Genomic DNA, 19,115 nt, shown 5'->3' with positions numbered 1-19,115 from the left:
CGTTCCCTCCCCCCTTGCGGGGGAGGGCAGGGAGGGGGGTGCCACACGGGGATTCCATCCGTCGTGCACCCGCCCTTTGACGCATCATCGACAACCGGCACTTTTTCCTGGGCTACCCCTCTCCCTAGCCCTCCCCCGCAAGGGGGGAGGGAACGCACCGTTGTCGGAGCGCAAGCCGGGTCTCATCCCATCGAGTTTCAAGCCGCCTGCCGCAGCGGGGTCCAGGCGAACTCTGGATAGTAACTGTCCATCATGCGGTCGACATAGGCGGTGAGGTTGGCAAATCCTTCCGCCCGCTGCCGCAATCCGGATTCGAAGAACGGCGTCAGGATCCCGGCGAGCGCGCCGAATGCGGTGGCATCGACACCGCAGGGCTTGGTGCCCATCAGATAGGACTTGTCGCCGAGCTGCACCGACAGCGCGAACAGCGAGCGCATCGCGAGATCGACATCGTCATCCGGTCCGTGGCGGCCGAGGCCGGAGAGCAGGTAATTCTCGGCGACGCGGAATTGCGCATCCTCGCGCAGCTTCTCGCGATTGTGCTCCGGTGCGCCGTCGAAGAAATGCGAGGGGCCCTTGGCGAAGTTGACCGGATCGACCCAGCGCGCGCCGACCAGCGCCCAATAGACGTGATGCTCGATCATGCGCTCGAATGCCCAGGCCTGCGCGCGCTCGGCCAGTGACAGGCCGGCGTCGAAATCGAAGCCGTAGCGGCGCTCGATATGGGCGCGGATAAAGGTGGAATCGGCCACCGCCTCGCCGCTATCGTCGATGAAAGGCAGCTGCCCCTTGGGCGAAGCGGGCGGCATCGCGCGCTCCTTCCGGTAGGGCAGTCCCGCCATCTTGAGCTGCACCTCCGTCTTGGTGACGAATGGGCTGATTTCCGGCAGGCCGAAACCGGTGCCAAAGCCGTAAAGCGTGATCATGCGAGCTCTCCTGAACCTGTGAAAGTTGACGGAACCTAATGACGGGCTGCTGCCACCATGGTGGCAGCAGCCGTGATATCTTCTGCGAAGCGGGCCCCTCGCCAGGCGCGGGCCATGACGTGGCGGGCCAGCGCGTCCACAGCCTGAACCAACGAGCGAGCCACCATGGTCGCGAGCGCAAGGCGGAGGTCGACGACCATGAGATCGAGGGAGACGAGGCGGCTGAACGCCCAAGCACGCCAGGCTCGGACTTGCAAAGCCTGGAGCTGGAGAGGCTGGGTCCGCCACAGCGGAGCGGCCGGGCCAAAATGGGTTGGAACGATCATGGACAAATCCCCTTCAGTCGATGTGTTGTCCCGGTATAGAACTCCCCTGCTGCCAACATCCTGTCAGCAGCCGCGCGCCGCCTTCTGAAAACACCACCGACAAGAGATCCGTCATGAGACGCGCCGATCGGCTGTTTCAAATCATCCAGGTGCTGAGACGCACACGTAAGCCGCTGACGGCGGACGCGATCGCGGCCGAGCTCGAGACCTCCAAGCGCACGATCTATCGCGATATCGCGACGCTGATCGGCCAGCGCGTGCCGATCCGCGGCGAGGCCGGCATGGGCTACATCCTGGAAAAGGGTTTTGACCTGCCGCCTTTGATGCTGACACCCGACGAGATCGAGGCGGCGGTGCTGGGCGCACAATGGGTCGCCGGCCATGCCGACTCGACACTGGCGCGCGCCGCCGAAGATCTGATGGCGAAGATCGCCGACACCGTGCCTGAGCGCCTGCGTCCCTTCGTGCTGGAGCCGGCGAGCCGCGCCCGGCCGAGCTGGAACAGGGAGCCCGACCGCCTCGACATGGCGCGCACGCGCACCCAGATCCACGAAGGCAAGAAGATCATGCTGCGTTATCGCGACGAGCAGGGTCGCGCCAGCGAACGCATGATCTGGCCGATCTCGGTCGGTTATCTCGAAGCGGTGCGCCTGCTCGCGGCCTGGTGCGAGCTGCGCGGCGACTTCCGCAGCTTCCGCACCGACCGCGTGGTGGATGCGAGCTATCTCGACGAGAGATATCCGGAGCGTCGCGACGTGCTGCGGGCGAAATGGCGGCAGAGCCTGGTCTGGGGCCCGCCAAAGGACACATGAGCACGATGGAAGAGACCTCCCCCATCGACCTGTCGAGCTGTTGCCAGAGTTGCGGCGCCTGCTGCGGCTATTCGGCGAACTGGCCGCGCTTCTCGATCGAAAGCGACGAGGAGCTTGCCGCGATTCCCGAAACGATGGTCAACGACCGCCAGTCCGGCATGCGGTGCGAGGGCGATCGCTGCTCGGCCTTGCAGGGCGAAATTGGAAAAGCGACCGCGTGCGGCATCTATGCGGTTCGGCCCGAGGTGTGCCGCACCTGCATGCCGGGCGATGCCGAATGCGCAATGGCGCGGCGGAAATTCGGGCTGCCGGTGATCGAGACCGTTTAGGCGGGGACGGCTTCGCCGATCTCGTCGTCGATCTCGTCGTCGATCGGCGCAAGCACCGAGAGTGGCTTGGTGGACAGCGTGATCGGCTTGCGGCCGCCCGACAGCGACGGCGTGGATTTGACCAAGCCCTCGCGCGACAGCGCGTAGAGCGTCGAGCCGACACGGCCGCCGTTCTCGATCAGGTCGCGCTCGCTGCAGCTGCCTGCGATCGCGACCGCCAGCGAATGCAGGTGGCTGCGGCGATAGCAGAACAGCGCCAGCTTCGCGCGCGCGTCTGGGGAAACACTCTCAACCAGCCTCGGCAGGCCACTCTCGCTGGCGCGATACATCTCGCCAAGGAGTTCGTCGCGGACCGGGCAAAAATCGCTTTCAAAGGCGTCACGACTTGAAAACATTGCAGTTCTCCCTCGACGGCGAGGATGCAGCGCAATTCTCTAATGAAAGGTTAACCACGCTGCCCGGTAGTCACCCGGGGTCCTTGCGCGCTGGCCACGAATCAGAGGCGCCGGCCGGGACTGCGGTCGCGGCAGTTCTTCGAGACGCCCGCCTTCGGCGGGCTCCTCAGGATGAGGTCTGGAGCTGTTGAAGGACTCTATCCCTCATGGTGAGGAGGCGCGCAGCGCCGTCTCGAACCATAGGGCCCGGGCAGCCACTCCGCGGGAAGCCGCCCTCAGTTCGCCGCCATGAACATGGACAGGCCGAATCCGGTGAGATGGTGCAGCGCCTGGTCGACGCCGATCAGGGTCCAGAACCAGGGATGCGCAAGATCGACACCGAAATTGGCGGAGACAAACCCCTTGGCACGGTCGATCGTGATGTGGATCACGAAATCGATCAGGGCCACGAACCAGAATTTGGGCGCCACGATCAGGATCAGCGGCAGCGCAACCGCAAGGTGAATCAGGCAGTGCACCAGAAGCGGCAAGGCCCAGCCGTGCTTCTGGTCCTTGCCGTGCGCCATCCAGGCGGTCTGGAGGACGAAATCGGCGATGACGTGCTTGAAGGTGAGCAGCAGCATCCAGCCAATGAGCGCTTCGACCGGAATCGCCGATGACATGGATGGAAACGACAAGCTGACGCCCTCATTGACGTGACAAGAAAAATTGGAGCGTTCAGCGCAACTTCTTCTTGGACCGGTCAAATCGCCGGGACCCGCGATTTATGACATCTCCCGAGACGGAATGCAGCCGGGGGAACCGGAAAATCGCCAACTGTGGCTAACTGGTGATAGGATGACCAATCGCCGCGGCGGAAGCGAGTAAGGTTACCTTCGGCTCGAAATTTGCATTCCGTGACCTGCGCGCTATCATTGCCGATAGAGAATATCGTTCTTTTTTCAGACCTTTACGAATTACGGGGCGCCCGCAGCGATCACATCCGCGAGCCGCCCGCCACCGAAGGAATAAGGCCAGAGTGCTGCCATGAGTACTGAAGGCCCTACCGCGTCACCGCCCCGACGCCCCAAGGTGATCAAGACCAATCAGCAGCAGGTCTTCCTCTACGTCGTGCTGACCCTGCTGTTGTCGCTTGCCACCGTCTGGGGCGGCCGCGCGCTGGTGCACAATTCGGAGACGCTGACTTTTGCCGTCGGCGCCCCCAACAGCGACGAGGCGCTGTTCGCGGCCAAGCTCGCCGCTCTCCTGAAGGACAACGCCTCGCGCTTCCGGATCAAGATCGTCAACAACGCCGACAATGCCAAGGCGCTCGCCCAGTTCGACCGCAAGCAGGCCGACCTCGCCGTGCTGCGCACCGACGCCAAGGTGCCGCTGCGGGCGCGCACGCTCGCGATCCTCGAGCACGATCTCGTGCTCCTGCTCGGGCCCGGTACCAAGAAGATCAAATCGCTCGCCGAGCTGAAGAAGAAGAAGGTCGCCGTCCTCGCAGAAAGCGAATCCTCGCTGGCCTTCGTCCGCAGCATCCTCGACGTCCCCGACGGCCCGGACGCGGCGAAGATCCAGATGGCACCGCAGGGCGCAACGCTCGACAAGCTGTTCGCGCCGGCAAGCGGCTTGGGTGCGGTGATCGCCGTCGTCCACGCCTCGAAGGCGGTGCGGGACAAGGCCTATGCGCAGGCCGCCAGGCGCGGCGGCTTTACGCTGAACGCGATCGACGAAGCCAAGGCGCTGGCGCGCAAATTCCCTGGCATTTCCGACGAGACGCTGACGGCAGGCACGCTGTCGGCTTCGCCGGAAATCCCGGACGACGATCTCGACACGATCGGCCTGGAATGGCTGCTCGTGACGCAATCGAAGATGTCCCCGACCACCGCGGGCGAGCTGGCGCGTACCATCTACGAGAACAAGTCCGCGCTCGGCCTCGACAACGGCTTTGCGACCCACATCGAGCCTGCCTCCGTCGAGAAGGACTCCTTCGTGATGGCGCATCAGGGGGCGGCCGACTACATCAACGACGACACCAAGTCGTTCATGGATAAGTACAGCGACCTGATGTATCTGGGCGCTGCCGCGCTCAGCGTCATCGGCTCGATCTTCGCCGCGATCTACGCCAAGATCACACGGATCGCGCCGGAGAAGGCGAGCGAGCTCGCCACCGCGATCCTCGACATCGGCGAGCGTATCGAGCACGCCCGCTCGCTGGACCAGCTCGAATGTCTCCAGGACGAGCTGGAGGGCATTTTGCGCGGCGCCGTCATTGGCTTGCGCGATGGCACGATCAGTACCGACGGGCTCGACACGTTCAAGCTCGGCTACGAATTCGTCCGCGACGAGATCGGTATGCGCCGCGACTACCTCAAACGCCATGCCGGTGAGGCCGAGAAGCTCGCCCAGGACACGGCCCCGCCGCCGCACGACGAGGGCAATCTCGTGGTGGTGAAGACAGCTCAGAGTGCCTGACCTATCGACAGGAAGGTCTCGCGGCGGCGCCTTGCCGACATGTCCCGCACGTCACCATGCCTGGTCCCGGAACCGTCCCCGCCCGCAACCGTTTGGTTCCGGATACAACCGGGGAAGGCGCCATGCGTACACTCCTCATCATCATCCTTCTGGGAATGCTGGTTGCAGCTGGATATTTCGCTTATTCGGCAATGGCGGTCGAAGGTGAGCCGCTTCCGACGGAAGGCTATGTGGCGTTGGCGCTGGGAGCCGGATTTTCCATTGCTGTCGGCATCGGCTTGATGGTGCTGCTGTTCTTCAGCAGCCGTGGCGGCTATGACGAGCCGCCGCATTTCAGGTAACGGCACGCGCGCCCGTCGTTGACGGCTCCGGCCCGGGCAGGCACTTTGGCACCGAGGTTCCAGCCGGGACCGCCAACAGACGAAACCGAGCCGCCTTCCCGCATGTCCAAGCCGCTGATCTCCGCTCTGGCCCAGTTCGCGGCCGCCACGGCCGGCCGCAACATGACCAAGGCGGCCTATGTGGCCGTCGCCGGCGGCGTGCTCGGCATGGTGCTGCTGACGGTTGGCCCAGCCTACGAGACCGCGCACCGCTGGGTGGATGCCCTGCTGTGGGCCTGCCTCGTCTATTTCGTGTTCGAATGGCTGGTGCGGCTGCGGCACATGGCGCGAACGGGGCGCCTTGCGCTCTACATGTCCTCCTCCGCCGGACTGGTCGATACTGTCGGGGCGCTGGCCGTGCCGGTCGCGCTGATGCTCGGCGCCGATCCCGGGACGGCGTGGCTGCTCAGCGTTCTCTGGGTGCTGAAGGTGGTGCCGGGCATCCCGGGCCTGCGGCAGCTTCGCCGCGTGCTGGTTCTGGAATCGGGGCCGCTGGTCAGCGTGCTCGTGATCTTCCTGATGGTGGTCTTCCTGGCCTCGGTCGCCGAATATTTCCTCGAGCGGGACGTGCAGCCGCAGACGTTTGGCAGCGTCCCCGCCGCGCTGTGGTGGGCCGTCGTAACTCTGACGACGACGGGCTATGGCGACGTCGTGCCGGTGACGCCGCTGGGCCGCATGGTGGCGGCGCTGGTGATGATCTCCGGCCTCGGCGTGTTCGGCCTCTGGACCGGCATTCTGGCAACCGGGTTCGCGGCAGAAACGCGGCGCGACAATTTCCTGAAGACCTGGGAATCCGTCAGCAAGGTGCCATTCTTCGCAGCGCTTGGGCCCGCGGCCATTGCCGACGTCACCCACATGCTGCGCACCATGGAGCTGCCGGCGCGCACCATGATCATCCGCAAGGGCGCGCAGGGCGACTGCATGTATTTCATCGCCGCCGGCGAGGTCGAGGTCGACCTGCCCGGCAAGAAGGTACGGCTCGGCGACGGCGCGTTCTTCGGCGAGATGGCGCTGCTCGGCAACAATCTGCGCGGTGCCAACGTCTCGACCACCAAGGTGTCGCGGCTTCTGGTGCTCGACCTGGTCGATTTCCGCATGCTGATGGCGCGTCATCCTGATCTCGCCGAGACCATCGATGCGGAAGCCAGGCGCCGCACGCTCGAAAACAAATAAACGGAGACGAGAATGTCTGATACCGCCGAGGCGGCCTCCGGCCCCGTGTTCGAAATCATCGGCGCACGCGCCACCATCCGCCTCAACAGGCCCAAACATCTCAACCGGCTCCAGGCTGAAGATCTCGGCGAACTGATAACATTGTTCGACCGGGTCGAGGCCGATCCCGATCTCCGCGTGCTGGTGCTGACCGGAACCGGCCGTGCCTTCTCGGCGGGCTATGATCTCAACTCCGTCGCCGAGCGCGCGGTCAGCGCGAGCGAGCAGCAGAGCGCGGGCTCGGCGTTCGAGGTCGTGGTCAACCGGCTGGAGGATCTCGGCGTGCCCACGATCTGCCGGCTCAATGGCGGCGTCTATGGCGGCTCGACCGACCTTGCGCTTGCCTGCGATTTCCGCATCGGCATCGACACCGCCGAAATGTTCATGCCGGCGGCGCGGCTCGGGCTGCATTACTACAGGAGCGGCATCAAGCGTTACGTGACGCGGCTCGGCGTCGACAATGCCAAGAAGCTGTTTCTCACGGCACAGAAGATCACCGCGCCGGAGATGCTGCGGATCGGCTATCTCACCGCCATGGTGCCGGAGGAGATTCTCGACGAGGAAGTCGACAGGCTCGCCGACGTCCTCGCCGGCAATGCGCCGCAGGCGATGCGCGGCATGAAGCGGGCGATCAACGAATTCGCCCGCGGCGAGCTCGATGAGCAAGCCGCCGACCAGCGCCACCGCGACAGCATGCGCGGTGACGAGATCAAGGAAGGCATCAAGGCGTTCGCGGAGAAGCGGGAGCCAAAGTTCTGATCACGCCCGCTTCGACCGCATCGCGCGCACCTGCGTGAGCTTGGGATCGCGGACGAGCGCCTGGTAGCGTTTACTGTCGACGGCGTAAATCGCGATCCGGCCCTCACTGTCGGCATGAACGCCCCAGCCGAAGCGCTTGCCCAGGCTCGACGCTCTCATGCACGCCTGCCCCCGGGAGAAGAACGCTTCACGTGCCGCACGCTTCTCCGCCTTCGTCGCCCTCACATCGAGCTCGCGTCCCGGCGCGGACGTCGCGAAGATCACGTCGTCGGACGTGTGCTTGTAGGGTGCCTTGGCGATCATCTCGTATTGCAGGCCGGCCACGGTCGGCTTTCCCGCGCGCAGCGGCGGTTCCTCGCCGGCACGCGCGGGACAGTCTTCAGCGACCCGGATGAAGGTGTTGAAGCAGTTGGTCGTGTGCATCGGCTTCGTCATCCGCAATCCAGATCGTTCATCCGACTGCCGCTGCGGCATGCCGCGCGGCCATCTCGGCGTCGGCCGCAGTGATCCGCTGGAAAGCCGGCCGCGACGTCATGCGCTCGGCATAGCGGACGAAGACGTCCTTTTTCGGCACGATCCCGAACATCATCGTCCAGCTGAACGCGACACCCCACAGGACATCCGCCGCCGTCATGCGCTCGCCGAGCAGATACGGCCCGTTCGACAGCTGCGCTTCGAGCGCGCCCAACATGATGTCGTAATCGGCATAAGGCGACTGCGTGATCGGCGCCGGCTCGCGTTGCATGAACTTGTCGATCAGGGCCGGCTCGAACGAGGCGCCGTAATAGGCGATCCAGCGCAGGTAAGGACCGCGCAGCGGATCGTTCAGAGCGGGCGTCAGCCCGGCCTGCGGAAACAAATCGGCGAGATAGATGGTGATCGCGACCTGCTCGGTCACCAGCGCCCCGCGGTGGCGGATCGCCGGCACCTTGCCGAGCGGATTGATGGCGAGATAGGCGTCCTCGCGCTGCTCGCCGGCCTTCATGTTGAGGATTTGGAGATCGTAGGGCGCGCCCAGCTCCTCCAGCAGCACCCGCGTGCCGGTGGCGCGGGTTTGGGGTGAATAATACAGCGTGATGCGGTTCGGATCGGTCATGGCAGGTCTGGTCATGGCAGGTCTCCGTCTGGCCGGCTGGCGATGGCGGTTGTAGCGGACCATACCTGACATCTTGTGTCAGGTATGGTTTAAGGGATCATGCGCGCGAACCGGATGATGTCGATCCTCACCACCCTGCAGGCCAAGTGGCAGGTCACCGCGCCCGAATTGGCCGAGGCCTGCGAAGTCTCGGTGCGCACGATCTATCGCGACATCGATGCGCTCGCGGCATCCGGTGTCCCTGTTTACGCCGACCGCGGTGCAGAGGGCGGCTATCGCCTGCTCGACGGCTATCGCGTGCGGCTGAACGGACTGTCGCAGAGCGAGGCGGAGGCGCTGTTCCTCACGGGATTGCCGGGACCGGCGGCGGCGCTCGGGCTCGACGCGGCAATGATCGCTGCGCAGAACAAGCTGATGGCCGCGCTGCCCGCGAATCTGCGCGAAGACGCCGGGCGGATGCAGGAGCGTTTTCATCTGGACGCGCCCGGATGGTTCGGCGAGGCGGAGCAACCAAAGCATCTGCGCACGATTGCCGGCGCGGCTCTGCGCGGAACGCTGATCAAGATCCGCTACCAGAGCTGGCGCGCGCAGAAGCAGCGCCGCGTCGCGCCGCTCGGGCTCGTGCTGAAGGGCGGCAGCTGGTATCTCGCAGGGCAAGTCGACGGCAGCGTGCGCACCTATCGCGTCGCGCGCGTGCTCGACTGCACCGCGCTCGACGATCGCTTCGACCGTCCCGCCAATTTCGATCTCGCCGCTTATTGGCGCGACGCAACGCTGCGTCTCGAGGCCGAGATGCATCCCAATGTCGCGGTCGTCCGGTTGTCACCGTTCGGCGTCAAGCTGCTCGATGCGCTGAGCCAGCCTTACGTCAGGGCGCGCACGCAGCTTGAAGAGACGGCCGACGCGGATGGCTGGCGCATCGCCAGAGTGCCGACCGGCAAGACGTCATGGCATGCGGCGGCCGAATTGCTGCGGCTCGGGCCCGAGGCCGACGTGCTGGCGCCCGCCGACCTCCGCGAGAAGATGGCGGAGATGACGCAGGCCATGGCCGCGCGGTATCGCGCGGCGCGTAAAGCCTGATATCGGCGTATTTCGCCGCAGCCGACGAAACAGTCCTGAAACACGATTCTCGGTCCGCGCCGTGAACGCATTCGCGCTTCGGTCCGACCGAGAAGCAGGGACACAACAACGGCCTTTGCGCCACACTGGAGAATGAAGATGTTTCGCAAGCTTGCACTTGGTCTGATCGCTGCCGGCTCGCTCGGCGTTGCCGCTCTCGCGCCCACCGCCGCGTCCGCTCACGGCTTCCACCATCACTGGGGTCCCGGCTGGGGCTTCGGCGGCGTCTATGTCAACACCGGCGTCAACAATTGCTACCAGGAGCGCGTCGTCCAGACCCGCCACGGCCTGCGCGTCCGCGTCGTGAACGTCTGCGCGTACGGGATCTACTGAACACGCCTGCATCGGCTGGCGCAGCCCCGGTCGCTTCGCGACCGGGGCTCGTCGTCTCAGCTCGCCAGGGCTCTCGCCGCCGGCACGCCGCGCTGCAGCGTCACCGATCCGGCCTGATCGTCGGCAAGCGAATTGCGCTGCGATATCCATTGTTCCGCGCGCGATCGCCGCAGCGAGGGGGCGAAGAAGAATCCCTGGGCGACATCACAACCGATCCGGCGTATGGCCTCGAGCGCTTCCTGGCTTTCGACGCCCTCGGCCACGACCTTCATGTTGAACGCCCTTGCAAGTGCGACGGAGGCATCGACGATCTTCATCATGTCGTCATCGGATTCGCAGCCCTTGATGAAGGACTGATCGATCTTCAGCTCGCTGAACGGCAGCCGCGCCAGGGCCGCGAGCGACGAATAGCCGGTGCCGAAATCGTCGATCGCCGTACCGATCTTCTTGATCCGCAGCCGCACCAGAATGTCATTAGCGCGATCGACGTCGGCCATCGCCGTGGTCTCGGTGATCTCCACGATCAGCGACGCCGGAGGGACGTTTTCGCGGCGCAGAATCCCCTCGATCCGGTCAGGCAATGTCAGATCCGACATGAGCGAGCCCGAGATGTTGACGGCGATGGTAAGACCGGGATTGAGCTCGATCAGCTTACGGCCCTGCGACATCGCCGAGGACAGGATGCAGTCGGTCAGCCCGCGCATGAGGCCGGCGCCCTCGGCGATTGGAATGAAGACCAGTGGCGAGACGATGCCAAACTCGTCCGTGCGCCAGCGCGCGAGCGCCTCGGCGCCTATGACCCGTCCGGTCTGGAGCGCGATCTTCGGCTGGAATTCGACGAAGAACTCGTGGTCGGCGAGGCCTCGCGCAATTCTCTCCGGTGTGACCAGGAGCGACGGCGAGGCCGACGTCGCGGCCAGCGGCGACCGCCGCGGCCGTTCGAGCGCGCTGCGCAGGCGGCTTAGATCTAGCGGCTTGGTCAGGCATCCGCCAAGCGTCAGCTTCAACGCGCTCGTAACCCGCCGTGTCGCCTTCATGATGCGGTCATCGCAGCCACTGATGATGACGATCGACATCGCGCGGAAATTCTTCTCGGCCACGAAACGCAGCAGCTCCACTCCGTCGCGTTCGCCGAGCGACAGGTCGAGGACCATGATTTCGAAGGCTTCGCGCGCCAGAAGCTCGGTTGCGGCCTCGTAAGAGGAAGCGACGACGGTCTCGTAGCCGAGTTTCGCCCCGATCTTGCCGATCAGAACCCGTTGCACCAGATCGTCGTCAACCACCAGAAGGCGGCTTCTCGTTGCGCTCATGACCCATCACTCCAGACATCGGCTGCGTTGATGCTTTCGACATTAGAACGACGGGCTTCGCGGGCTCGTGAATACAAGACTCCTAAAACTTTCCCGATCTGGAAGAATTCGTTAGCCACGATTCTGTGGCTTACAAACGGCTGATTATATTGAATATTCTGGAGCCATCGACCAGACGGTATCGGAATGACCCGCCCGAACTGCGGGCGCGATGAACCCGCGGTAAAGCTTCCTATCGGAAGCCGGCAAAAGGCGTTGGCGAGAGGCCGCGCTGCTAGCTAGCCTGCCGCTGCCTGCGAAACCAGGCCCAGGTTTCGCGCGTCGTTCTGAGGTAGCCGCGGCCGCGATGGACGATCTCGCCGTCGACGATCCCGTTCAGCTTCGGCAGCGCGTGAAACGGGATCGAGGGATAGGCGTGATGCTCGACATGGTAGGGCATGTTCCACGCCAACCATTTGACGATCGCGGCGGTATAGGTGGTACGGGTGTTCTGGAAAGCGCTGCGGGTCCGCTCGCAGCCGGTGTGCTCGGCGTACAGATAGGGCCGCAGGAAGAACTGCCCGATGATCAGCGGCACGATCCAGACCCAGAGCAGCAGCGCTGAGGCGAACCACAGCGACAACACGAGCAGCAGCGCATAGAGCGCGACATAGACCCGCGCCTCGGTCACGATGATGGCGCGCCGGTTCTCGGGAATCCAGGGCACGACGACCTTGCCGCTGACGGCATGGCCGAGCATCAGCCGGAGGCGGCCGGCAACCTGGAGCAGGCCGCTATAGGCAATCGCGAGTTGCGCGTCGGATGTCGGCCTGACGCCGACGATGAGCTCCGGGTCCTTCTCCGGATCCTGGGTGTAGCGGTGATGGTCCCAGTGAAACAGGCAGTAATATTCGTAGGGCAATCCGATGATGAAGGCCGAGAGATAGCCGACCGCGAGATTGAGGCCGCGGCTCCTGAACGCCGTCTTGTGCGCCGTCTCGTGCACCGCCATGAACAGGAAGGCGACGACATAGCCCTGCACAGCCATCAGCGGCAACGCCCACAGGACGCCATGACGTGAGGCGACCATCCAGATCAGCCCGCCGACCAGCAGGATCACGCCGTAATGGCCAAGGCTCTGCGCGGCGCCCCTGAGATCGGAGCGTACCGCCAATTCGCGCAGCATTGCCGGGCTCAACGGCTTCAGGCGGTGGCCGGACTCTGAACCGGTTGCGTCGGTCATGATCGATGCCCGCCTATTTGCCGAGAAGCTCCGCGACCTCGGCCTTGATGAAGGCCTGATCGCGCGGAATGTTGACAGGGTTGCCGGCCCGGTGGCCGTGCAGTGACGGAATGGGATGGAGCACAGCCGACCTGGCGTTGACGAGACGTCCGAGTTCGTCCTCGTTGTCGCGGACGTCGAAATAGCGATCGGTCGCGCCCGGCATCAGCAGCATGTGCGCCTTGATCGCGGCCAGCGCCCGATCGAAATCGCCGCCGAATGCCGTGCAGCGGCTGATATCGCCGTTCTGCCAGATGCCGATCTGCGCCAGCAGATCATTGGCGTCACGCCGCGCGAACGCCGCGTCCCAGGCACGGACGAGATAGTCCTCCAGCGAGGTGAAGCCTGCCTCGCGCCAGACCTCGTCGCGGTAAAAGCCGTGCGACATCGCCCAACCTGCGTAAACGCGTCCCATGGCGCGATAGCCTGCGACGGGCTTCTCGACGAAGCGGCCGTCGCGGAAGGCCGGATCGCCGGTCAGCGCGCCCTTCACGCTTTCGAGGAAGACGTAATTATAGGGCGCGCACCGCGCGCTGCCGCAGACGACCGCGGCACGCTCGACCATGTCGGGATGCAGCGCCGCCCAGTGATACGCCTGCATTGCTCCCATCGACCAGCCATAAACGAGGGCGAGCTTCGAGATACCGAACCGCTCGGTGAGCAGCATGTGCTGAACCGCGATGGCGTCGTGACAGGTGACTTGCGGAAACGGTTCGGCGGTATTCGACGGCGAGGACGACAGGCCATTGCCGAACAGGTTCGGGATGATGATGAAGTAGCGGGTGGGGTCGAGCACGCCGGCGGGCCCGATCAGCCACTCGGTATCGATGTGCTGCGCGCTGAACGAGGTCGGATAGAGGATGACGTTGTCCTTGTTCGGGTTCAACGTGCCGTAGCTCTTGTAGGCGAGGCTCAGCGCGGGAAAGACGACGCCGGACTGGAGCGTGACGTCTCCGGCCTCGAAAATCTCGTAGTCGCGCTCCGCCGTCATGCGTTCAACTCCCACGCGGCCGCACAGCGCGCCGCCGAACCGACGATGCATCGATCGTGCCGATCTCGCGGACGCGTCGTTGCGTCACGCTTAATAACTGTACTTTTAGTCCATTTATTAACGGCCGGCAAGAAGAATTCGATCGCACCGGCTCAGGCGATGGCAGCCAGATAGCGTGCGACAGACGCCGCGAATGCCGCCTTGGCGCCGGCCGCGACGTTGCGGCCCCACCAGGCACCATAGATGCGATCGAAGACCAGCGGCTCGACGGCGGCCGCAATCCGTCGCACGGCGGCGGCGTTCAGCGGCATGTAGTTCGGATAGGAGTACATGAAGCTGACGAAGCGGCGGTCCATCGTCACCTGCGCGATATCGCCGGTGAGCAGCGCGCCCCTGCCATCCGCGCCGCGCGACCAATGCAGCATGGTCGCGCCGGGAAAGTGCCCGCCGGTGCGCAGCAACTGCACATCGTCCGAGATCCGATGCTGATCGCCGGTCCAGTGCACGATCGATGAATGCGGACGCGTCACCCATTCGCGGTCGTCCGCATGCAGGTAGACCGGCACGCCGCCGAAGGCATCGCTCCAGTCGGCGAGCGCACCATAATAATGTGGATGCGAGATCGCGATCGCTTTCAGCCCGCCGAGCGAGCGGACCTGCGCGATCGCCTCCGGTGTCGCCAGCGGCACGCAGTCCCACATGACGCAGCCGCCTCCCAGCGGCACCAGCAGCGCCCGCTGGCCGATGGCGAAGCTGGGCTCGAGCGCGATGCCGGTCAGGCCGAGATCCTCGCGCCAGAGCACGCGGTGACGTTCCGAGAGCGCCTCGCGCGTGATGAAGGTCTGGCCGTTCCAGCCGACGAACTGCCGTTCATCCTCGCAGATCGGACACGACGCGGGCGGATTTCCGCTGTCCGGGAATTGCGCGCCGCAGGTTTCGCAGGTCCACAGAGGCATGGTCGTCATCCAGCTGTTGCAAATACGGTCGGAACCAACGCGATGAGGGCAGGTTAGATTCCGATCAGCGCCGGCACAATGGGCTGGCAGTCTGCGCGTGGCGCGAGACCCATTCGATCGACAGGAGCATTTTCAACGTCTCGATGACATCGCGCCCTTCATCACCCAGTCTCTGGCCCCTGTACGCAGTCAACTTCTTCATGGCCGACATGCAGTCGGGCATCGGACCGTTCGTCGGCGTGTTCCTTCAGGAGCGCGGCTGGGCGAGCGGATTGATCGGCACCGCCATGACGATCGGCAATGTCGCGGGCATGCTGGTCACGACGCCGATCGGCGGCTTCATCGATTCCAGCCGCAACAAGCGGCCGTGGCGTGCTCGCCTTCTTCGTCACGGGATGGTGGGGCGTCGTGCCGATGCAGGTGCTCGACGGCATCGGCACCGGCCTGCAGACGGTAGCCGTCCCCGGCATGGTCGCGCGCTCCCCCAATGGCACCGGCCGCATCAATCTCGGCCAGGGCGCAGTGGTTACTGTGCAAGGCGTCGGCGCGAGCCTTAGTCCGCGCTCGGCGGCTGGATCGCGCAATGGATCGGATACGGACCGACCTTCCTGCTGCTCGGCGGATTTGGGCTGGCGTCGATGGCGCTGTGGCTGGCGTTCGGGACGCACTTGAAGAAGTATTAGACCGTCATTGCGTGCTCCTAGGAGAACTCCACCACGATCTTGCCGAAGTGTCCGCCCCGCTGCATCAGCCGCAGTGCGTCGGGCACGGCATCGAAGCCGAACACGCGGTCGATCACTGGCTTCATCCCGTTGCGCCCGATCGCGGCGGTCATGCCCTCGAACATGCGGCGGCTTCCGACGGAGAGGCCGATGACGTGCAAATTCTTGGAGAACAGGCTCGGAATCGCGATCTGCTGCGAGAAGCCGGAGAGCACGCCGATCACGAGAATGGTCCCGCCGACCCTGACAGCCTCGAGCGACTGCGCAAAGGTCTCCTTGCCGCCGACCTCGACAACGTGGTCGACGCCGCCGCCGGTCCAGTCCGAGGCCGCCTTGCCCCATTCCGGAACCGAGCGGTAGTTGATGGTGTGGTCAGCCCCGAGCGCGCGGGCGCGTTCGAGCTTCTCGTCGCTCGACGAGGTCACGATCACACTTGCGCCGGCGAGCTTTGCGAATTGCAGCGCGAAGATCGATACGCCGCCGGTGCCCTGCACCAGCACGATGTCGCCGGGCTTCACATTGGCTTCCTCGAACAGCGCGCGCCATGCCGTAAGCCCCGCGCAAGGCAGCGTCGCAGCCTCCTGGAACGAAAGATGCGAAGGGATGCGGCTGACCCCTTCGGCGTCGAGCAGCATGACCGCCTGCAACACACCCGGCCGCGTGCCGCCGAGCGCGTAGCGGCGACTGGTCGCCGAGACCTTCCCGTCGATCCAGGACTGGAAGAACATCGGACAGACGCGATCACCGACCGCGACGCGAGCAACGCCCTCGCCGACCGCGATCACCTCGCCGGCACCATCCGAGAACGGGATCAGCGGCAATCTGGTGACTCCACCCTTGCCCTGCACCGTGAGCAGATCGCGATAGTTCAGTGATGCCGCCTTCATCCGCACCGCGACCTGGCCGGGGCCGGGCGCGGGCTCGGGCAGATCGGCCAACTCCATCCCCTCGATCGACCAGTCGCGCGCGACCTGCCAGGCTTTCATGGCAAATGCTCCGTCTCAGGTGCCGAAGCTCTTCTGGACCGCCTTGTCGAGCGTCTCGCCGCCGACGAACCGCTGGCGCAGCTCGCGCTTGAGCAGCTTGCCGCTCGGGTTCTTGGGCAGCGCGTCGACGAAGATGACCCGCTTGGGCACCTTGAAATGCGCCATCTGGCCGGCGCAGTGCCTGATGACGGACTCTTCGTCGAGCCTCTCGCCGCTCTTGACCACGACGATCGCGGTCACCGCCTCGATCCAGCGCGGATCGGGCAGACCGACGACGGCGACCTCCGACACGGCGGGGATGCGATAGACCATCTCCTCGACCTCGCGGCTCGCGACATTCTCGCCGCCGGTCTTGATCATGTCCTTGACGCGGTCGACCACGGTGATGTGGCCCTCGTCATCGACCGTGGCGAGGTCGCCGGAATGAAACCAGCCGCCGGTGAACGCGGCCGCGGTCTTCACGGGATCGTTATAATAGCCGGACAGCAGATGCGGCGAGCGGTGCACGATCTCGCCGACCTCGCCCACCTTCACGTCCTCCATCGCCGTGTTGACCACGCGCGTCTCGACATTGAGCACGGGCTTGCCGGCCGAGCCGGCCTTGCGCAGCTGATCCTCCGGCCGCAGCACGGTCGCGAGCGGCGCGATCTCGGTCTGGCCGTAGAAGTTCCAGAATTTGACGTCGGGCAGCCGGCGCTGCAGTTCGAGCAGCACCTCCACCGGCATGATCGAGGCGCCGTAATAGCCCTTCTGAAGCGTCGACAGATCGGTCTTGTCGAAATTCGGCGAGCGCAGCATCGCGATCCAGATCGTCGGCGGCGCGAAGAAGGAGGTGATCTTGTGGGCCTGGATCAGCGCCAAAATGTTGTCGGCGGTCGGCTTGCCCGTTATGACGCCGGAGGCGCCGAGATAGATCTGCGGCCCCAGAAAGACGTCGAGCTGCGCGCAATGATAGAGCGGCAGCGCGTGCAGAAACTTGTCGTCCACGCTCATGCCGCCGTCGATGATGCAGCTGACGTACTGCCACATCACGGCTTCATGGGTCAGCATCGCGCCCTTGGGCAGCGACTCCGTGCCGCTGGTGTAGACGATCTGCGCGAGGTCGCGGCTGTCGACGGACGCTTCCAGGAACGAGCCGTCGGCGGCAAGAAGATCATCGAAAGTGGTCAGGCCCGACGGCGCCGTGGCGGGATCCTCGCCCGGCAGCCAGATGATCTTCTCGACCGCGCAATCCCTCGCGCTTGCGGCGCGTGCGGGCTCGACGAAATCCGGCCCCGTCGCGAGCAGCTTGGCTCCGGAGCTTTTCAGGATGAAATTGATCTCGTCCGGATTGAGCATGAAGTTGATCGGCACCAGCACCGCGCCGATCCGCGCCAGCGCGAAGCGCAACGCGGCGAAAGCGTGCGAATTGCGCGAGAGCACGGCCATGCGGTCGCCCTTCTTGACGCCGAGAGCGAGCAGGCCGCGGCCCAGCCGGTTGCAGATCGCGTCCATCTCCGCAAAGGTCCAGCTGATATTGCCGCAGCTCACCGCGAGCTTGTTCGGCTCGCGGCCCGCCGATCGACGCAAGAGATCGCCGATGGAATGCTCGCGCGCTTTGGATATGGTGGCTGCGGTGTCGTTCGACATTTCCATTCCCCTCAAGATCTGCAATTTACGCGACGTTCCGAGCCCTAACGTCCGCCAGGCTCTTCCATCGCTTTTCGAGTTGCGCGAAGCGTAGTCGGCGCTGTCGGCTGCGTCAAATTCCTGCGCGCTGGCGTCATGACGCAAGAATTGCATCCTCGCCGCGGCAACTTTAGGCTGGCGCGCCCAACTGTAAATATTGGGGGAAATGTCATGTATCGGATCGCGCGCGCCGCCTTTGCGGCCGGGCTACCGCCGACTACGTGTTCGGCCATTCGCTCGAGCGCGACACCAGCGATGTCGTGAAGGCCGCGGGCGGCAAGGTGCTCGGCAGCGTCAAGCATCCGCTCAATACCGCGGACTTCTCCTCCTTCCTGCTGCAGGCCCAGGCCTCCAGAGCCAAGATCATCGGGCTCGCCAACGGCGGCGGCGATACCATCAATGCAATCAAGCAAGCCGGCGAGTTCGGCATCGTCGCCGGCGGCCAGAACCTCGCGGCCATCGTGATGTTCATCTCCGACGTGCACAGCCTCGGGCTGAAGCTCGCGCAGGGGCTGATCATCACCGAGGCCTATTACTGGGACCTCAACGACAAGACGCGCGCCTTCGGCAAGCGCTTTCTGGAGCGCGTCAAGCGCATGCCGACGATGAACCGGGCCGCAACCTACAGCGCGGCGCTGCACTATCTGAAAGCCGTGCAGGCCACCGGCACCAAGGACACCAAGACGGTGATGGCGAAGACGCGCGAGCTGCCGGGTGAAGGACGCCTTCACCGACAACGGCACACTCCGCGATGATGGCCGGATGGTGCACAGCATGTACCTGTTTCAGGTCAAGAAGCCCGAGGAATCCAAGGGTCCGCGGGATTATTAAAAGCTGCTCGCCGAAGTCCCCGCCGACCAGGCTGTCCGGCCGCTGAAGGACGGCGGCTGCCCACTGGTGAAGTAACGCTTTGCACACATTGTGGACCTGCCTTCCGTGACAGGGCGGGTCCACGACATTGCATCGCACGGAAAAACGAGCGAGCGCTCTCTCAGAAAATTCTGGTCCGCCCCCTTTCCCGATGGCTGCTCTCTGCGCTAGGAATGACGACAAGGGTGTAAAGCCCACGCCTGG

At 64.7% G+C, this 19,115-nt stretch carries 20 protein-coding genes and 2 pseudogenes; 10 read left to right on the top strand and 12 right to left on the bottom strand.

All coding sequences use genetic code 11. The annotated features are described in order from the left end of the window. Positions 1 to 197: 197 nt before the first annotated feature. Positions 198 to 926, bottom strand: coding sequence for a glutathione S-transferase family protein (locus tag JQ572_RS05935; RefSeq protein WP_211382008.1), 729 nt, complete (start codon positions 924 to 926; stop codon positions 198 to 200). A 35-nt stretch (positions 927 to 961) separates the two neighbouring features. Then, positions 962 to 1,252, bottom strand: coding sequence for a hypothetical protein (locus tag JQ572_RS05930; RefSeq protein WP_211382007.1), 291 nt, complete (start codon positions 1,250 to 1,252; stop codon positions 962 to 964). A gap of 113 nt (positions 1,253 to 1,365) precedes the next feature. On the opposite strand from JQ572_RS05930, the gene JQ572_RS05925 reads away from it, so the two are divergent. Together JQ572_RS05925 and JQ572_RS05920 are read left to right on the top strand one after the other, a co-directional pair. After that, positions 1,366 to 2,064 (top strand): helix-turn-helix transcriptional regulator, encoded by a 699-nt coding sequence (locus JQ572_RS05925; RefSeq protein ID WP_211382006.1) that lies wholly within the window; start codon positions 1,366 to 1,368, stop codon positions 2,062 to 2,064. A 5-nt stretch (positions 2,065 to 2,069) separates the two neighbouring features. After that, the gene (locus JQ572_RS05920) at positions 2,070 to 2,393 is read left to right on the top strand and encodes a YkgJ family cysteine cluster protein (protein ID WP_211382426.1); all 324 of its coding nucleotides are present in this window, start codon (positions 2,070 to 2,072) and stop codon (positions 2,391 to 2,393) included. On the opposite strand, the gene JQ572_RS05915 is transcribed toward JQ572_RS05920, so the two are convergent. Beyond that, positions 2,390 to 2,788 (bottom strand): hypothetical protein, encoded by a 399-nt coding sequence (locus JQ572_RS05915; protein WP_211382005.1) that lies wholly within the window; start codon positions 2,786 to 2,788, stop codon positions 2,390 to 2,392. The genes JQ572_RS05920 and JQ572_RS05915 overlap by 4 nt on opposite strands. A 275-nt stretch (positions 2,789 to 3,063) precedes the next feature. Continuing rightward, complete coding sequence (locus tag JQ572_RS05910) at positions 3,064 to 3,411, bottom strand: DUF3307 domain-containing protein (RefSeq protein ID WP_211382425.1); 348 nt, start codon at positions 3,409 to 3,411, stop codon at positions 3,064 to 3,066. A 403-nt stretch (positions 3,412 to 3,814) separates the two neighbouring features. Between JQ572_RS05910 and JQ572_RS05905 the strand changes: the two genes are divergently transcribed. From JQ572_RS05905 to JQ572_RS05890, 4 genes are all read left to right on the top strand, one after another. Next, a complete protein-coding gene (locus tag JQ572_RS05905; protein WP_211382004.1) occupies positions 3,815 to 5,248 on the top strand; it encodes a TAXI family TRAP transporter solute-binding subunit in 1,434 nt (477 codons plus the stop codon). 122 nt (positions 5,249 to 5,370) lie between these two features. Beyond that, positions 5,371 to 5,589: a hypothetical protein gene (locus tag JQ572_RS05900; protein ID WP_211382003.1), complete on the top strand. Its 219-nt coding sequence runs from the start codon at positions 5,371 to 5,373 to the stop codon at positions 5,587 to 5,589. A 102-nt stretch (positions 5,590 to 5,691) separates the two neighbouring features. After that, positions 5,692 to 6,801 (top strand): cyclic nucleotide-gated ion channel, encoded by a 1,110-nt coding sequence (locus JQ572_RS05895; protein ID WP_211382002.1) that lies wholly within the window; start codon positions 5,692 to 5,694, stop codon positions 6,799 to 6,801. A 12-nt stretch (positions 6,802 to 6,813) separates the two neighbouring features. Further along, on the top strand, positions 6,814 to 7,599 hold the full coding sequence (locus JQ572_RS05890) for an enoyl-CoA hydratase/isomerase family protein (protein ID WP_211382001.1): 786 nt from the start codon (positions 6,814 to 6,816) through the stop codon (positions 7,597 to 7,599). On the opposite strand, the gene JQ572_RS05885 is transcribed toward JQ572_RS05890, so the two are convergent. After that, positions 7,600 to 8,034 (bottom strand): DUF6157 family protein, encoded by a 435-nt coding sequence (locus JQ572_RS05885; protein ID WP_211382000.1) that lies wholly within the window; start codon positions 8,032 to 8,034, stop codon positions 7,600 to 7,602. 16 nt (positions 8,035 to 8,050) lie between these two features. Next, entirely contained in the window at positions 8,051 to 8,695 is a 645-nt protein-coding gene (locus tag JQ572_RS05880) for a glutathione S-transferase family protein (RefSeq protein ID WP_211382424.1), read from the bottom strand. Positions 8,696 to 8,794: 99 nt separating this feature from the next. Between JQ572_RS05880 and JQ572_RS05875 the strand changes: the two genes are divergently transcribed. Further along, a complete protein-coding gene (locus JQ572_RS05875) occupies positions 8,795 to 9,775 on the top strand; it encodes a helix-turn-helix transcriptional regulator (RefSeq protein ID WP_211381999.1) in 981 nt (326 codons plus the stop codon). A gap of 138 nt (positions 9,776 to 9,913) precedes the next feature. Further along, positions 9,914 to 10,147 (top strand): hypothetical protein, encoded by a 234-nt coding sequence (locus tag JQ572_RS05870; RefSeq protein WP_211381998.1) that lies wholly within the window; start codon positions 9,914 to 9,916, stop codon positions 10,145 to 10,147. 56 nt (positions 10,148 to 10,203) lie between these two features. Here JQ572_RS05870 and JQ572_RS05865 read toward each other — a convergent pair whose 3' ends face one another. The 4 genes from JQ572_RS05865 to JQ572_RS05850 all read right to left on the bottom strand — a co-directional run bounded on the left by JQ572_RS05865 (position 10,204) and on the right by JQ572_RS05850 (position 14,665). Next, positions 10,204 to 11,457 (bottom strand): EAL domain-containing response regulator, encoded by a 1,254-nt coding sequence (locus tag JQ572_RS05865; RefSeq protein WP_211381997.1) that lies wholly within the window; start codon positions 11,455 to 11,457, stop codon positions 10,204 to 10,206. 274 nt (positions 11,458 to 11,731) lie between these two features. Then, positions 11,732 to 12,679 carry a fatty acid desaturase gene (locus JQ572_RS05860; protein ID WP_211381996.1) on the bottom strand — a complete coding sequence of 316 codons (948 nt, stop codon included), beginning with the start codon at positions 12,677 to 12,679 and terminating at the stop codon, positions 11,732 to 11,734. Positions 12,680 to 12,692: 13 nt separating this feature from the next. Further along, positions 12,693 to 13,709, bottom strand: coding sequence for an alpha/beta fold hydrolase (locus JQ572_RS05855; protein ID WP_211381995.1), 1,017 nt, complete (start codon positions 13,707 to 13,709; stop codon positions 12,693 to 12,695). A 152-nt stretch (positions 13,710 to 13,861) separates the two neighbouring features. After that, complete coding sequence (locus JQ572_RS05850) at positions 13,862 to 14,665, bottom strand: MBL fold metallo-hydrolase (RefSeq protein ID WP_211381994.1); 804 nt, start codon at positions 14,663 to 14,665, stop codon at positions 13,862 to 13,864. A gap of 143 nt (positions 14,666 to 14,808) precedes the next feature. Between JQ572_RS05850 and JQ572_RS35410 the strand changes: the two are divergent. Further along, positions 14,809 to 15,348 (top strand): annotated as a pseudogene (locus tag JQ572_RS35410) (MFS transporter). 17 nt (positions 15,349 to 15,365) lie between these two features. On the opposite strand, the gene JQ572_RS05845 reads toward JQ572_RS35410, so the two are convergent. Continuing rightward, positions 15,366 to 16,373: a zinc-dependent alcohol dehydrogenase family protein gene (locus JQ572_RS05845; RefSeq protein WP_211381993.1), complete on the bottom strand. Its 1,008-nt coding sequence runs from the start codon at positions 16,371 to 16,373 to the stop codon at positions 15,366 to 15,368. Positions 16,374 to 16,388: 15 nt separating this feature from the next. After that, positions 16,389 to 18,002, bottom strand: a complete 1,614-nt coding sequence (locus JQ572_RS05840; protein WP_211381992.1) for an acyl-CoA synthetase — start codon at positions 18,000 to 18,002, stop codon at positions 16,389 to 16,391. 248 nt (positions 18,003 to 18,250) lie between these two features. Here JQ572_RS05840 and JQ572_RS05835 point away from each other — a divergent pair. After that, a pseudogene (locus JQ572_RS05835) lies at positions 18,251 to 18,947 on the top strand (ABC transporter substrate-binding protein); the annotation flags it as partial. Positions 18,948 to 19,115: the final 168 nt, after the last annotated feature.

The organism is Bradyrhizobium sp. SZCCT0153 (assembly GCF_018129995.1).
GTDB lineage: Bacteria > Pseudomonadota > Alphaproteobacteria > Rhizobiales > Xanthobacteraceae > Bradyrhizobium > Bradyrhizobium japonicum_G.
This window is presented reverse-complemented; position numbering and strand designations above follow the sequence as displayed.

Bases quoted from the DNA above. Each gene is read 5' to 3' on its own strand.
- JQ572_RS05935 (WP_211382008.1), bottom strand. From the start codon at position 926: ATGATCACGCTTTACGGCTTTGGCACCGGTTTCGGCCTGCCGGAAATC.
- JQ572_RS05930 (WP_211382007.1), bottom strand. From the start codon at position 1,252: ATGATCGTTCCAACCCATTTTGGCCCGGCCGCTCCGCTGTGGCGGACC.
- JQ572_RS05925 (WP_211382006.1), top strand. From the start codon at position 1,366: ATGAGACGCGCCGATCGGCTGTTTCAAATCATCCAGGTGCTGAGACGC.
- JQ572_RS05920 (WP_211382426.1), top strand. From the start codon at position 2,070: ATGGAAGAGACCTCCCCCATCGACCTGTCGAGCTGTTGCCAGAGTTGC.
- JQ572_RS05915 (WP_211382005.1), bottom strand. From the start codon at position 2,788: ATGTTTTCAAGTCGTGACGCCTTTGAAAGCGATTTTTGCCCGGTCCGC.
- JQ572_RS05910 (WP_211382425.1), bottom strand. From the start codon at position 3,411: ATGCTGCTGCTCACCTTCAAGCACGTCATCGCCGATTTCGTCCTCCAG.
- JQ572_RS05905 (WP_211382004.1), top strand. From the start codon at position 3,815: ATGAGTACTGAAGGCCCTACCGCGTCACCGCCCCGACGCCCCAAGGTG.
- JQ572_RS05900 (WP_211382003.1), top strand. From the start codon at position 5,371: ATGCGTACACTCCTCATCATCATCCTTCTGGGAATGCTGGTTGCAGCT.
- JQ572_RS05895 (WP_211382002.1), top strand. From the start codon at position 5,692: ATGTCCAAGCCGCTGATCTCCGCTCTGGCCCAGTTCGCGGCCGCCACG.
- JQ572_RS05890 (WP_211382001.1), top strand. From the start codon at position 6,814: ATGTCTGATACCGCCGAGGCGGCCTCCGGCCCCGTGTTCGAAATCATC.
- JQ572_RS05885 (WP_211382000.1), bottom strand. From the start codon at position 8,034: ATGACGAAGCCGATGCACACGACCAACTGCTTCAACACCTTCATCCGG.
- JQ572_RS05880 (WP_211382424.1), bottom strand. From the start codon at position 8,695: ATGACCGATCCGAACCGCATCACGCTGTATTATTCACCCCAAACCCGC.
- JQ572_RS05875 (WP_211381999.1), top strand. From the start codon at position 8,795: ATGCGCGCGAACCGGATGATGTCGATCCTCACCACCCTGCAGGCCAAG.
- JQ572_RS05870 (WP_211381998.1), top strand. From the start codon at position 9,914: ATGTTTCGCAAGCTTGCACTTGGTCTGATCGCTGCCGGCTCGCTCGGC.
- JQ572_RS05865 (WP_211381997.1), bottom strand. From the start codon at position 11,457: ATGAGCGCAACGAGAAGCCGCCTTCTGGTGGTTGACGACGATCTGGTG.
- JQ572_RS05860 (WP_211381996.1), bottom strand. From the start codon at position 12,679: ATGACCGACGCAACCGGTTCAGAGTCCGGCCACCGCCTGAAGCCGTTG.
- JQ572_RS05855 (WP_211381995.1), bottom strand. From the start codon at position 13,709: ATGACGGCGGAGCGCGACTACGAGATTTTCGAGGCCGGAGACGTCACG.
- JQ572_RS05850 (WP_211381994.1), bottom strand. From the start codon at position 14,665: ATGCCTCTGTGGACCTGCGAAACCTGCGGCGCGCAATTCCCGGACAGC.
- JQ572_RS05845 (WP_211381993.1), bottom strand. From the start codon at position 16,373: ATGAAAGCCTGGCAGGTCGCGCGCGACTGGTCGATCGAGGGGATGGAG.
- JQ572_RS05840 (WP_211381992.1), bottom strand. From the start codon at position 18,002: ATGTCGAACGACACCGCAGCCACCATATCCAAAGCGCGCGAGCATTCC.